This is a genomic window from Psychrosphaera haliotis (assembly GCF_009728465.1).
In the GTDB taxonomy this organism is placed as follows: domain Bacteria; phylum Pseudomonadota; class Gammaproteobacteria; order Enterobacterales; family Alteromonadaceae; genus Psychrosphaera; species Psychrosphaera haliotis.
Genome location: NZ_WOCD01000003.1, coordinates 1,098,825 through 1,112,367, shown reverse-complemented (window position 1 = coordinate 1,112,367; position 13,543 = coordinate 1,098,825). Strand labels below are relative to the sequence as shown.

At 39.2% G+C, this 13,543-nt stretch carries 11 protein-coding genes and 2 pseudogenes; 8 read left to right on the top strand and 5 right to left on the bottom strand.

The genetic code is table 11. From position 1 onward, the window contains the following. Positions 1–65: 65 nt before the first annotated feature. Complete coding sequence (locus GNP35_RS09855) at positions 66–2,174, bottom strand: TonB-dependent hemoglobin/transferrin/lactoferrin family receptor (RefSeq protein WP_155695921.1); 2,109 nt, start codon at positions 2,172–2,174, stop codon at positions 66–68. 147 nt (positions 2,175–2,321) lie between these two features. On the opposite strand from GNP35_RS09855, the gene GNP35_RS09850 reads away from it, so the two are divergent. From GNP35_RS09850 to GNP35_RS15700, 6 genes are read left to right on the top strand one after another with little or no spacing between them, the layout of a single operon-like run. Beyond that, complete coding sequence (locus tag GNP35_RS09850) at positions 2,322–3,182, top strand: heme/hemin ABC transporter substrate-binding protein (RefSeq protein ID WP_155695920.1); 861 nt, start codon at positions 2,322–2,324, stop codon at positions 3,180–3,182. Next, on the top strand, positions 3,182–3,349 hold the full coding sequence (locus tag GNP35_RS15710) for a hypothetical protein (protein ID WP_230961360.1): 168 nt from the start codon (positions 3,182–3,184) through the stop codon (positions 3,347–3,349). Before GNP35_RS09850 ends, GNP35_RS15710 begins: the two co-directional genes overlap by 1 nt. Before the next feature lie 19 nt (positions 3,350–3,368). After that, a complete protein-coding gene (locus GNP35_RS09845; RefSeq protein ID WP_330997783.1) occupies positions 3,369–4,229 on the top strand; it encodes a FecCD family ABC transporter permease in 861 nt (286 codons plus the stop codon). Next, positions 4,222–5,022, top strand: coding sequence for a heme ABC transporter ATP-binding protein (locus GNP35_RS09840; protein WP_155695919.1), 801 nt, complete (start codon positions 4,222–4,224; stop codon positions 5,020–5,022). Before GNP35_RS09845 ends, GNP35_RS09840 begins: the two co-directional genes overlap by 8 nt. 2 nt (positions 5,023–5,024) lie before the next feature. Next, on the top strand, positions 5,025–5,489 hold the full coding sequence (locus tag GNP35_RS15705) for a HugZ family pyridoxamine 5'-phosphate oxidase (protein WP_230961359.1): 465 nt from the start codon (positions 5,025–5,027) through the stop codon (positions 5,487–5,489). Positions 5,490–5,529: 40 nt separating this feature from the next. Further along, positions 5,530–5,748 carry a DUF2470 domain-containing protein gene (locus GNP35_RS15700; protein WP_230961358.1) on the top strand — a complete coding sequence of 73 codons (219 nt, stop codon included), beginning with the start codon at positions 5,530–5,532 and terminating at the stop codon, positions 5,746–5,748. Positions 5,749–5,849: 101 nt separating this feature from the next. Here GNP35_RS15700 and GNP35_RS09830 read toward each other — a convergent pair whose 3' ends face one another. From GNP35_RS09830 to GNP35_RS09820, 3 genes are all read right to left on the bottom strand, one after another. Beyond that, positions 5,850–6,293: a DUF2489 domain-containing protein gene (locus GNP35_RS09830; protein WP_155695918.1), complete on the bottom strand. Its 444-nt coding sequence runs from the start codon at positions 6,291–6,293 to the stop codon at positions 5,850–5,852. 6 nt (positions 6,294–6,299) lie between these two features. Continuing rightward, positions 6,300–6,872 (bottom strand): Der GTPase-activating protein YihI, encoded by a 573-nt coding sequence (gene yihI / locus GNP35_RS09825; protein WP_155695917.1) that lies wholly within the window; start codon positions 6,870–6,872, stop codon positions 6,300–6,302. A 715-nt stretch (positions 6,873–7,587) separates the two neighbouring features. Then, positions 7,588–8,214, bottom strand: coding sequence for a c-type cytochrome (locus GNP35_RS09820; RefSeq protein ID WP_155695916.1), 627 nt, complete (start codon positions 8,212–8,214; stop codon positions 7,588–7,590). Between the two features lie 189 nt (positions 8,215–8,403). Between GNP35_RS09820 and yihA the strand changes: the two are divergent. Further along, a pseudogene (gene yihA, locus GNP35_RS09815) lies at positions 8,404–9,032 on the top strand (ribosome biogenesis GTP-binding protein YihA/YsxC); the annotation flags it as partial. Between the two features lie 599 nt (positions 9,033–9,631). Here the strand turns inward: yihA and polA are convergent. Further along, positions 9,632–12,451 carry a DNA polymerase I gene (gene polA, locus GNP35_RS09810; protein ID WP_155695915.1) on the bottom strand — a complete coding sequence of 940 codons (2,820 nt, stop codon included), beginning with the start codon at positions 12,449–12,451 and terminating at the stop codon, positions 9,632–9,634. A 676-nt stretch (positions 12,452–13,127) separates the two neighbouring features. On the opposite strand from polA, the pseudogene GNP35_RS09805 reads away from it, so the two are divergent. Further along, a pseudogene (locus GNP35_RS09805) lies at positions 13,128–13,445 on the top strand (c-type cytochrome); the annotation flags it as partial. Between the last annotated feature and the right edge of the window lie 98 nt (positions 13,446–13,543).

The window sequence follows — 13,543 nt, the reverse complement described above, 5'->3', positions numbered from 1 at the left end:
AAGCCACTTACTCGTATAAGTGGCTTAGATTACCAAATCTATCATGTGCTTATTAATCGTGCGAATTAAAATGCATAGTTAACATTAATCGATAGGCTCCTCCCTGGTTGCGTGTATTGTTCGTAGGTTGCTTGCTCTGACTGGCCAGCAATACTCTGATAATCAACATATTCTTTGTCTAGCAAATTACTAATACCCATAGATACTCGCCATTGGTCTAATTCAACTTGGCTGTACCAGTCAAGTACGCCATAACCACTGCTTTGCGCTGTCTTTTCACCTTCACCGTTTGTTTCTACGTCGGTCATTGCCTTTGCGGCTCTTAATGCCAAAGTGTGCTGCCAGTTGTCTTGGTAGTGAGTGACTAATAGGCTTCCTGATAATGGTGAAATAGAGGTTAATGCATTACCTGTTTCATCATTTTTACCACTGGTATCAGCTAAGTTTAACTTGGCCGACCACTGGTCATTCATCCAATAGGATGCCGAAAGCTCCCAGCCATCAATCGAAACAGAATCAATATTCTGGTACTGATAAAACGCTTTATTAACTCCAGGGATATAGGTTGGTTCAGTTTTTACAATTTGAGTATTAATAAAGTTTTCAAAACTAGAGTCAAAGAAGGCTAGGCTAACTTTCACATCATCAGTATTAATTTTCATGCCTACTTCGATTGATTCACTTTCCTCTGCTTCTAAGTCAGCATTCGGTAATATTTGATAAAACGGTTCAACGCCATGGCTTTGGTACGCTTGATCATGAGGTGGAATTTTAAAACCTTGCATGTACTGAGCGTATAAATTAACGACATTGTTTAGCTTAAAGGTTGCGGCTAATTTTGGTGAGATAGCTTGTTCATCTACATCTTTAAATTCAGAACCATCATATAAGGCATTATCTTTTGCCGACATTTGATAGCTGTCAAAACGCAATGCAGCAATTAATGAAATTGGACTATCTGAAAAGTTTATTTGATCTTGTACATATACCCCAAGAAGGTCGGTGTCTGCGCCAGGAAAGGCTTTTTGTTGTTGGTCTGTAAAGTCCACCGTGCCGTCCGCTAAAACACGTGTTTTGTATCTAGGACGTTCAGTATTGTATTGATCAAACTCGATGCCGTAGGTCAAACTATGGTTTGATCCTGAAGTTTCAATAGTTTTGTCAAACTGTGCTTGAAGCCCCCATATATCTTGTTCAAAGCGGTAGTCGTTAAAATCTGTATAACCACGACTACTTGCTCTACTTTGGTCGCTGCCTTGTTCGTATTGGCTTACATAACCTAAAAGTCTGACTTGATCATAGAATGATGTTTCTAAAGAAGAAAAGTACTCAGCTGATATGGCTGTAGAGGTATTTTTGTCTGTCGTTGTATCAAGATTTACAGAATTAGTTTGCTCATAAGTTTGTTCATACCGGTCAAAAACGAATTTTATATTTGAATTTGACGTTAATTCATTTTCGGTTTTAAGCAAGATTGATAAAGCGTCACTGTCGAAGCCAGGAATTGTCTCTGCAAAGTTTTGGGTCTCTTCGCCTTTTCTTGAAGTAAGGGCGGCACTTGTTTTCCAATTATTTAAATCGGCAGCGACGGTTGTTCCTAACTTAAGTTGTTTGTTACTTGAGTCATAACCAATGTTTAAGTCAGCATAAAAATCGTTTGAGGCAAGTAAAGCGCTAGGATCTTTTGTGGTGATCACAACAATTCCCGCCAACGCATCGGAACCATATAAAGAAGAGGCTGCCCCTTTTGCAACTTCAACTTGTGCAACAGAGTCAGTATCAAAATAACCACGACCTACGAGAAAACCGCCGCCGCCAGCATAACCATCATTTACACGACGTCCGTCTTTTACATAAACCAGTCGGTTACCGCCCATGCCTCGAACATTCAACGTTTGTGCTTCGCCTGATTGTCCAGTAGCCGTAATCGAAGGATCATATTTGAATAGGTTTCCTAAGTCGGTAAATACAAATTTTTCGATATCACTTGCATCAACCACTGACACGCTCGCTGGTACATCACCTAAAGACTGCTCACTTCTTGTTGCTGAAACAACAATAGTGTCACCCTCAAATTCCTTACTAGGTGCGTCAGTATTAGCACTTACCGTACCAGAGAGTGATGCAACAACGGCTAAAGATACTGCAGAAACGTGAGAAGTTATTTTGTTCATTATTTTCCTTGTTGAGAATGATTATCATTTGCGATTGAGGTAAGGCTAAACCACTTTCAAATCAAAAACAAGATTAAATGCAAATGAGAATGATTTGCATTTGTGTAATTTAAGTTTTATTCTTTTCGAAAATAACGGAGGAATGAAATGAAAGCGGCAATTGTAAAAACAATATTAATAAGTGTTTGGGCACTATCAGCTTTGAACGCACAGGGCTCTGAATCAAAAAGGATTATTACCGCTGGCGGAACTATTACTGAAATAGTTTTTGCCTTAAATAGCGGCGACGAAGTTGTTGCCATCGATTCATCAAGCAATTATCCAGCAGAGGCATTAACAAAACCTGTAGTTGGGTATTACCGTGATTTAGCCGCAGAAGGGGTATTGTCTTTACAGCCAACGGAAATGTTAGTTTTGGAAGGCGCTGGTAGAAAAGAGGCCTTAACACTCATTAAGCAAGCGGGTGTTACTGTGACCCATTTTAAAAAGCCCGTTGATATTGAGTCGCTTTTTAACCTCATAAAAGAGCTGGGTAAGCGTTTAGGCAAACCTCTTAAATCTGAAAAAATGATCAGTGATATTCAGGCCTCACTAGACGTTTTAAATATGACTCAGCGTAAAAGCCTCAATTCAACCAACAAGTCATTAACCGCAGTGTCATTGTTGTCCTTAAGTGACCGAGGTGCTGTAGTTGCAGGCTTAGAAACAGTACCTACTTTCCTGTTTAACTCATTGGGAATTACCAACCCAGTTGACAGTCATAAAGGTTTTAAACCAGTGGGTTTAGAGTCATTGGTGCTGATGAAACCTGATTTTCTATTAGTACCAAGTCATGTAGCGGCTTCAATGGGCGGAAAAAGTGAGATTTGTAAGCATCCAAGTTTGTCACTTCTGACAGTTTCGCAATCGTGTAATGTTTTAGTCCTTGATAGCTTGCTTAGTTTAGCAATTACACCGCGAATAGCTCAGTCATTAACAGCGATTGAAAACTTTACTCGAGAGTTGTAATGGAAAACGTAGCTCAATTTTACAATGCCCAACAGCGATTGTTTGTAACAGCAATGTTAAGTAGTGGTGCACTTATTTTGCTAGGCGCATTGTTATCTTTAGGCTTTGGGCCCGCAGGCTGGGACTGGCAACTCGCGATAGCTTGGCTGCACCCTAGTTTCGTTTGAACAATTCACTAACCTACAAATTAATATTGTTACCGAAATTCGACTTCCCAGATTTTGTTTGGCCATGCTAGTTGGTTTGGTATTGGCGCAAACCGGTACGGCAACACAAGCCTTGTGCAGAAACCCCTTAGCAGATCCCTCAATTATAGGCGTTACGGCAGGAGCTGCTGTGGCTGCGGTAATGATGATTGGTATTGGTTATCAGTACAATATTGATGTGGCGTTTTGGTTACCTATAGCTTCCTTTATAGGCGCACTTTCTGTAACAGCCTTGGTGGCAATGCTTTCAACAAGAGGTGGTGCAATTAATGTAACCAATTTAATTTTGGTTGGTGTTGCTCTAAACGCGTTGGCATTTGCGGTTATTGGCCTCGTTAGTTTTTATGCAGATGATAGCGCGTTAAGGCTTATTAATTATTGGACTATGGGCTCTTTGGCTGGCGCTACTTGGTCTACGTTGTTTAACGCTCTGCCGCTTATGTTAATTAGTATCGTTGGGCTGTATTCATTAAACAAAAAGTTGAACGTGTTATTGCTTGGAGAATCAGAAGCTAAATATTTGGGTTTGGATGTATCCAAGTTAAAGCATAAAACCGTCATCTTTACTGCTATTGGAGTTGGAGCGACAGTATCAATGACGGGCATGATTGGGTTTATAGGCTTAATTGTTCCTCATATTAGTCGCATGATTGTCGGCCCTAAAATTACCTATGTGATGCCGTTAAGTATGGCTATTGGCGCAGCAGGGTTATTGTTAGCGGATTGGGCTGCTCGAAACGTCATATCACCAGCGGAATTACCTATTGGAATTATAACCGCCCTCATCGGTGCGCCATTCTTTCTATATCTACTTATTCAGCAAAGGAGCAAACATGCTTAAGATTAGTGATCTTTCTGTGGATATTGGCAAGCGTACACTTATCAAAAATATTTCCGCTGAAGCTGAAGCGGGGCATCTCATTGCTATTATTGGAGAAAATGGTGCAGGTAAATCCACACTATTGAATAGCCTAGCGGGAGAAATAAAATATAAAGGCGATGTGCATTTCGAACCTCTAAACGCTAACAAAGTAAATATCAAAAACGCCAGTTTGGAATGGTTGGCTCAACACCGAGCGGTGATGACTCAAAAACACCAGATCCCTTTTGCTTTTGGTTTAGTGGATATTGTTGCGATGGGACGATTTCATAAAGTGGAGCCGAAGAGTCGACAGCTGAGTAAAGTATCTCAGTATTTATCTTATGTAGAGCTGGATACTCATTTAGACCGAAATACCAGCCAGCTTTCTGGTGGAGAGTTGCAACGTTTACAGTTTGCTAGGTGTTTATCACAACTTGATGCACTTGAAGGACAATCTACTAAGAAGTTGATGTTACTTGATGAACCAACCTCTGCATTAGACGTGCGACATCAGCATCGACTATTAAAACTAGTTAAAAAGTTCACCTCTGCGGGCAATACCGCAATTGTGGTTTTACATGATTTGAACTTGGTAAGTACTTACGCTGATCAAGTCTGGTTATTAGACCAACAAACACTGCAACACACCGGAACACCGGAATCGGTACTTACTGAAGAACGATTGACCAAGGCATATAAAACATCAATGCGTGTTATTCAGCATCCTGATTCACGTACCCCAATTATTTTTTCTGAATTTACGGAGCACTAACAATGAGAGAACAAGCTTTAAGCGAAGCAAAACAATTAGTCAGACATGCAACGTCTGGTGTGTTATCAACAATATCAAAGAATATGGCTGGCTATCCTTTTGGCTCGGTAACTCCGTTTATGTTAGATAGCGAAGGTAACGCATATTTCTATATTAGTGATATTGCCCAGCATTCAAAAAATATGGCTCAAGACTCAAAAGTGAGTTTGACGGTATTTGTAGCAGCGGCGGAAGGCGACCAAAACGAAAATGCCCGCGCAACGCTAGTTGGAGATTGTCACAAAGTAACCAATACCAAACAGAAAGAAATGATTAAACAGTTTGTTACTCACTTCCCTGAATCTAAAAGTTATGAAAAGGCACATGACTTTGCTATTTGGAAATTAGAAGTAAAGCGTGTTCGTTATATTGGCGGTTTTGGTAAGATTTTTTGGTTAGAGCAAAACGAATGGGTCGGCAGTTTCTAAACCTTGGACCGAAGAGCAAGAGTTGCAAGTTGTGGAGCACATGAATGAAGATCACCAAGTGGCAATGATTGATATTCTTAACTCTATGGGTGTAAGCGTAAACAACCACATTCAAATGTTGTCGGTACATACCGAAGGTTGTTATATCAAAGCTGATGAGCGACTGGTTTTTGTCACGTTTAGAAGAGAGTGCAGGGCAATGGATGACATTCGAGTTGAGCTTGTGAAACTAACTAAATTGGCTAGGAAAAGCGCGTAGGAAAAAGTCCTAAAGTATCAATGAAAAAGGGCATCGAGTGCCCTTTTATTTATTATTTATCCTGAAAGAAGTTTGAACCTATTTTAGGACGGAATACTTTCTTAAAACTCTTTTAATAGTATTTCTAGATCAGTATCAATTTGTTGCTCAAGGTCTTTTTCAGCTTGCCAGCGCTTTGAGTCCATTTCAAAAATTTCTTTTTTACTGAATTTTTTTCTAGCTTCATGAGTAGGCATATCTTTAACCACGTCATACAAGCCTGCAAAACCAGGATAAATAGTTTTGTAATCTTTTGGCTCTTGTTGAGCTGAGTTGTAGTGATCTAATAAAACCCAGATTCTCAATACACCTTCAGAATACTCACACTGTTTGGCGTGCATCGCTTTGGCAATGTGAGAAATGCTGTCAGTTAAATAGGTTAGCTTTTTCTTTTGCTCTTCTAGCTGTGCTTCTTTTTGGGCTTTAACTTTCCACAAAAGTTGGCCGGCATAAAAAGCCAGGCCTGCAACAACTAAAACAGCTAGAGCGATTATCGCGTACCACATAGTTAATTATTTCTCGTCTTTTAATAAGTCGTCCCACTCAGAAGCGCCAAGGTTTTCTAGAGCATCAAGCTCATTACTTTCCTCTTCTTCATCTGAATCTGGGTCAATGCCTAGGATTTCAAGTAGCTCGTCTAGTCTTTCCATCTGCTTGTTAAAGTATTTAGCTTCTTTACCTGATAACAACTCACCGTCTTGAACTCGCTCTACAAGAGCTATTAAGCGCTCATCCGCTTCAATGTTGTTTAACTCTTGTTGCGGAGTTAATTCTTCAGGTTCTGCTTTTGTTAACTTAGCAGAAGGTTTCGACTTTGAATGATCAATCTTTTTAGGCTCTTTTACTGTCGGCTTATCTTGTGGCAATAAACTGATTGGTTTTTTACTGCCCAATTTTGGATTCGTGTTTTTGTCTTGATTTTGAGGCGTGCTTACAACGTTTTCCTCAATAAGGCTATTCCTGTTGCCAGATGGTTGGCCTTTGGGCTTCTTGCTGCGGCGTGGTTGCTTAGTATCAGCAGGACGAGATTCTTGTTTTCTGGTGCCAATGCTACCGATTTTTCTGCTCTTTTTTTGACGAGTCATGGAGTCCCCACGTTAAGGATAAATAGATGAAAGAAGTTTGGATTGCGGATTCTACTGACTTGCCAAATTTTAGGCAATAAAAAAGGCGACAGTGTGACCGCTATCGCCTCTAATTCTAGCAAGTGTTCAAATAAAAATCTGACACTTCTCCTATTTTATTTCGAAATCCTTCCGAACGCACGACACCTTGTCTTGTCACTAATGCTAATTATCCGTGTTTTTTTTATTTAACATTCCATGTATGTATTTATATTTTTATTGACCTTCACTGGTACTTTTTTGGTTCATCCGTGTTTGCCAACTGGGCAATTCTAATAATACTAATACTACTACTACCACTCCCACTTCCTTGGGGCTAATCCGTTTTGTTATCCGTTACGTGGCAACGAGGTATAATTTACCTGACCTGATCGATTACTCAAGCATTAATTAACATTTTTTTACATTTGTATGTTGGTTAAAAAATGAACTTTATATTAAACAATGACTTAGTAAATATACGGTTGTATTTTTAAGAAATAACTCATAGAAAAAATGGTCAATGTCTTACAATTTTATAGGGATTTTCTTATATAGGACGGGAGTTAGCTAAGATATTACGGTAAAAATCTGTATTTAGATCAGAAAAAACCTTACTAGAAAGGTGATTTAAAACAGGTTTCGGATTACAGATATAAAAAAAGCACCCGTAGGTGCTTTTTTCAACAGTAAAAGACTAGTGAAGACCAGCCATATACTTAGAGATAATGTCGATTTCTTTATCTGTAAGTTTCACTGCAATGTCTTGCATCATGCCATTCTTGTCGTTGGCACGTTCACCTGAACGGAAAAGTTCAAGTTGAGATTTGATATACTCTGGGTGCTGGAAAGAAACTTTTGGGAACCCAGCAAGGCTCTGACCTACACCTCTTGGTCCATGACATGCCTGACACGCAGGAATACCACGTTCCATATCACCGCCGCGATACAAAGCTTGTCCAGCTGGAATTACGTCTTCCGGAGTTGAACCTGCTGTCATCGTTTGTGACGCAAAGTAAGCCGACAAGTCTTTCATGTCCTGATCAGAAAGTGGCATAACCATACCGCCCATTACGGCGTTCATACGGCCTTCTTTGCCACCTGTTTCCATAGCAAGTTTAAATTCTTTTAATTGCTTATATATATAACCAGCGTGCTGGCCTGCAATTTTTGGGTACATGGCAATAGTGGCGTTTCCATCAGGGCCATGACAAGCGGCGCAGGTTGCTGATTTAGTTTTACCTGCTTCAACATCGCCGTCTGTAGCTTGAGCTGAACCGATGAGTCCGAATAGCATAGTAAGTGATAATGCAATATTTCTCATATTAGTATCTCTATTATTTAAGTTATTCTAAATCCTTTGGCTATGAAGCAGTTCACGCAAAGAGTATAATTAGCCATATTCTACACCAAATGCCACAATGTGAAAGATTCTTCGACGTTATATTTGATACAAGTTGTTGAATTTCTAACGTTCAGTTTCACAGCGAGAGGATTATCCGTGTCAAAATCGATTATTAATTACAGAAAAGCTTCATTTTTTACGTCTGCACCAGACATTCGTCGCCTTCCACCAGATACTGGTTATGAAGTTGCGTTCGCTGGAAGATCCAATGCAGGTAAATCTAGTTCGTTAAATACATTAACGCAACAAACTGGTTTAGCAAGAACGAGTAAAACGCCAGGTCGTACTCAGTTAATCAACGTGTTTAATCTTGAGGAAGAAGACCGTCGTTTAATTGATTTACCAGGATATGGTTTTGCAAAAGTACCATTGCAAATGAAACTTAAATGGCAAAAGTCATTAAATGAATACCTTGAAAAGCGTGAGTGCCTTAAGGGTCTTGTAGTTTTAATGGATATTCGTCACCCAATGAAGGAACTGGATCAGAACCTTATTTATTGGGCAGTAGAAGTAGGGTTACCAATATTAGTCTTGTTAACTAAGGCTGATAAATATAAGTCAGGTAAACAAAAAGCAGAATTATTAAAATTCGTGAAGCTTCTTTAGCCTTCCAGGGTGATGTGACTGTTGAGCTATTTTCATCGCTGAAAAAGCAAGGCATTGTGCAATTATCTCGTATGTTGGATAAGTGGTTAAATGCCGCAGAACTTGTTGAGCCTAAAGCTGGCGAAACTGAAGGCGAGATTAAAGGCGAAGCAGCCGATGATCAGACAAGTGCGGAAGCAATTGAAGTTTCAGATCAATCTGCATCTAACGAGCCAGACCTAGACACGCCAAAAGCGGACTAATTAAAAATTAGTTTTAATATGCAGTGATTTTAAAGAAAGAGCGGAAACGCTCTTTTTTTGTAACTAATTTACGGCAAAAAAAAACCGACGCTCAACGAGCATCGGTCATAGCGAAAGGGGAGAGGCTATTAAATGTCAAATATCAACAGGGTCAACTCATTCGAGAGACATAACTATAATAACCATTCAGATTCTAAAGTAAAGTATATACTCTAATTTTTTTAAAAGTTTTTTAGTTATATATAATAAGGCTTTGCAAGGATGTTGCTTAAATAGTGTACAAAAGTTAATGCAAACAGAGAGTTAGCTTTTTGTAGCGGAAGTAAAATTCATCGACTTGTTTAACAAATATTAATATTTATAGCCGTGTTTACCTATTGAACAGCGATATTTGAAAGTGGATTTACGTTTTTGTAAATTAATTACAGTTTGAATGACAAAAAAGCGTGAATGGTTTAAATACCTTTCACGCTTTTTTATGCAATTAACTAATGTGCCTCGTCCCAATTGTCACCTTGATCTGCTTCAGCAGTGAGTGGCACGTCTAAATCCGCAGCATTTTCCATTTCACTTATTAAGTGAGGCAATATTGAATCTAATTTGTCTGCGCTAATTTCAAAAACGAGTTCATCGTGCACCTGCATAACCATAGTTACGTCATCTGCAGCATTTTCAACAATCCATTTATCAACCGCCATCATTGCTCTTTTAATTACGTCGGCAGCCGTTCCTTGCATTGGCGCATTAATAGCAGCGCGTTCAGCGGCCTTTTTGCGCATATTGTTTCTAGCACTAATGTCAGGTAGATACAGTCTGCGACCAAATACGGTTTCAACATAACCATTACTTAACGCGTTTTGTCTGGTGGTCTCCATGTATTCCATTACACCAGGAAAACGTTCAAAGTATTTATTGATGTAATCTTGAGCTTGTCCTCTGGCAATATCTAACTGATTTGCTAAACCAAATGCAGACATACCGTAAATAAGCCCAAAGTTTACGGCTTTAGCAGCTCGGCGTTGCTCCGTAGTGACTTCTTCAAATGGTGTCGCAAATACTTCAGACGCTGTTGTTTTATGGATATCTAAATTGTTTGCAAAGGCGTCAAGTAACGCTTTATCGCCACTTAAATGTGCCATGATCCTCAATTCAATTTGAGAATAATCAATCGCAACAATCTTTTTACCTTCAGGCGCGATAAAAGCTTGGCGAATTCGACGGCCATTCTCATTTCGAATTGGAATGTTTTGTAAATTTGGATCCGTTGAGCTTAATCTACCAGTGGCCGCAACGGCTTGATGGTAAGACGTATGCACGCGCCCAGTTGCAGACTTAATCATTGTTGGTAGTTTATCTGTGTAAGTGGACTTCAACTTACTTAAACCACGATACTCAATAATGAGTTTTGGCAATTCATATTTATGAGCCAACTCTTGAAGCACATCTTCTGCAGTAGAAGGCGCACCTTTTGGCGTTTTCTTAATAACTGGAAGTTCTAATTTGTTAAATAAGATTTCTTGTAGTTGCTTTGGAGAGCCTAAATTAAATACTTCGCCAGCAACTTCATGAGCCTGTTGCTCCAATGATTGAAGCTTGCCAGCAAACTCTGCACTTAAGTCGTGAAGATGGTCGGCATTAATAAGCACACCGTTTTGTTCTACTTTTGACAAAATAGGCATCAGTGGTAATTCAATATCACTAAATATAGAGTTTAGTATCGGCTCTTTTCTAAGTTGTTCTGTAAAGTATTGGTACAAACGTAACGTAATGTCTGCATCTTCAGAAGCGTAAGGTGAAGCTTGCTCCAACGGAACCTTATTAAAGGTGATTTGTTTTGCGCCTTTACCTGCAATCTCTTCAAATGAAATACATTTATGACCCAAATATTTAAGCGCTAAGCTATCCATATCGTGTCGAGTAGAGGTACTGTTAAAAACATAAGACTGCAACATAGTATCGCCAACAATACCGTTGATAACCATATTGTATTTCGCTAACACATTAATGTCGTACTTTAAGTTCTGACCTACTTTGCTAATGGTTTTATCAGCTAACATCTCTGATAAGCTCGCAGAAATGTCTTCTAGTGAAATTTGCTCAGGAGCATCTTCATAATCATGCGCTAAAGGCACGTAAGTCGCTTGAATTTTTCCATTTAATTCATAAGCAAATGAAAACCCAACAAGCTGTGCTTCCATATAATCAAGCGATGTTGTTTCGGTATCAAAAGCAATTAAACCCGCTTCTTTTATTTCGGTTAGGCTTTGTTGCCATTCGTCCATAGTAAACAAAGTTTTGTATTGGCTATGATCAACCGTAATTGAAGCAACTGGTTCTGACTCTTCAGTTTCAGTCGATTCAGCTTGGCTTGTAGGTTTGCCTTTAGTAGGTGCTGACGCTTTTGGTGCATCGTCACCGGATAAAATTTCTTTTAACCAACGTTTAAATTCACACTCTTTAAATAGCTCAGCAAGTTGCTCTTTATTAGGCTGTTCTAAATGCATTAGTTCGTCACTAATACCGTGCTCTACGTCTAGTTTAATCGTGGCTAATTCGTACGAAAGTAATAACTGGTCTTTATGTTCTTCAAGCTTTTTAGACATGGTTTTTGAACCACGGAAGCCAAGACCTGCTACTTTATCAAGATTTTCATAAATAGATTTTATGCTGCCCAAACCTTGAATTAACGCCACCGCTGTTTTTTCACCAACACCAGGTACGCCAGGAATGTTATCTACTTTGTCGCCCATTAAAGCTAAGTAATCAATTATTAACTCTGGCGGAATTCCAAATTTACCTACCACGCCATCGGGATCCATAACTGTATTTGTCATGGTATTGATCAATGTGACATGAGGGTTAACCAACTGGGCCATATCTTTATCGCCAGTACTAATTAAAACGTCATTGCCTTTTTTTGATTGCTCATCCGCTATCGTGCCAATTACATCATCAGCTTCAACGCCTTCAATAGCGATTAATGGTAAACCCATCGCCTTAATGATTTTGTGTAAAGGTTCAATTTGATAACGTAAGTCATCCGGCATAGGAGGGCGGTTAGCTTTGTATTCACTATACATTTCATTTCTGAACGTTGGGCCTTTGGCATCAAAGATCACGATCATTCTTTCAGGTGAATATTGCTTCACAAGACTTTTAAGCATGTTAACTACGCCGTAGATGGCGCCAGTGGCTTCGCCTCTTGAGTTGGTAAGGTGCGGTGGAGAGTGATATGCACGAAATAAGTACGAAGAGCCGTCAACTAATACCAGAGGCTTATAAGCTGATGATAAGTCTTGTTTTGTCATGTGGATTATTTCCGAGTCGCTTTGGATAAATAGGTGAATAAGAATGCCATAAAGATTGCAAAGTCGCCATATATATGAGGTGTGCAGAAAGTCAGCAAGTGTTAATAACTATCACTTCCTGTGGATAACTTAGTTGATAAGTACAATAAACCTTGGCAAACAGTTTGTTAATAAACTTATTGGCCAACAGGAACATTATCTTGAAAAACTACGCAGTGTTCCGCTTTTTATTATTATTGTTCTACAGCGAATACCAGAGAAAAATAGAAGGCATTCAGAAAGCTCAAAATCGATCAACTTCGAGCGGATTGTTAATTTACACGCGAATATTAAATTGATCCAGTAAATTTAAGAAAAAAACTGATCTTTTTTTAGGATCCTTTCTTATTGTTCACATAGTGCCCTAGTTTACTTAGGCTGCATGCAAACTAGTGCGATCATTTTAGTACAAATAGAAAGATCACTGCTATATTTTTAATGTTAAATTTGAATTCTATCTAAAATTTATAGTGATTTACTAAGGTTATATATTGCAAGGGCTTAATCAATAGGTAGAATGTGCATAGTATAAAATTCTATCCCAAGAAGGTGAATTAAAAATGATCAAAATGCTTTTGACCATAGTGACAGTATTTGCAGTAATGACAGCAAACGCGTCAACTGATAAAAAACTGAAATTGAAAAACGTCTTATGCCGGTTGGCCAAGTATATATTGCAGGTGCGGAACCTGTTGCTGCTAAACCAAGTGGCCCTCGTTCAGGCGAACAGGTTTATCAAAGTGCATGTGCAGCATGTCATGGTGCAGGTATTATGGGCGCGCCTAAAATGGGTGACGCTGGCGCATGGTCACCTCGTGTTGCTCAAGGTATGGAAGTATTAGCAAAACACGCTATCAACGGCTTTAATGCAATGCCGGCTAAAGGTGGTTGTGTTGCGTGTTCAGACGATGAAATAAAGTTAGCAATCACCTATATGGTTGATGGCTCTAAGTAACTCGCTGTTAAATTATTTGATTAAAGGCTCCTATATAGGAGCCTTTTTTGTGTCTGCACCTAAGTCGGTGCAGGGTGGCATATGTATTTTAATCGCAC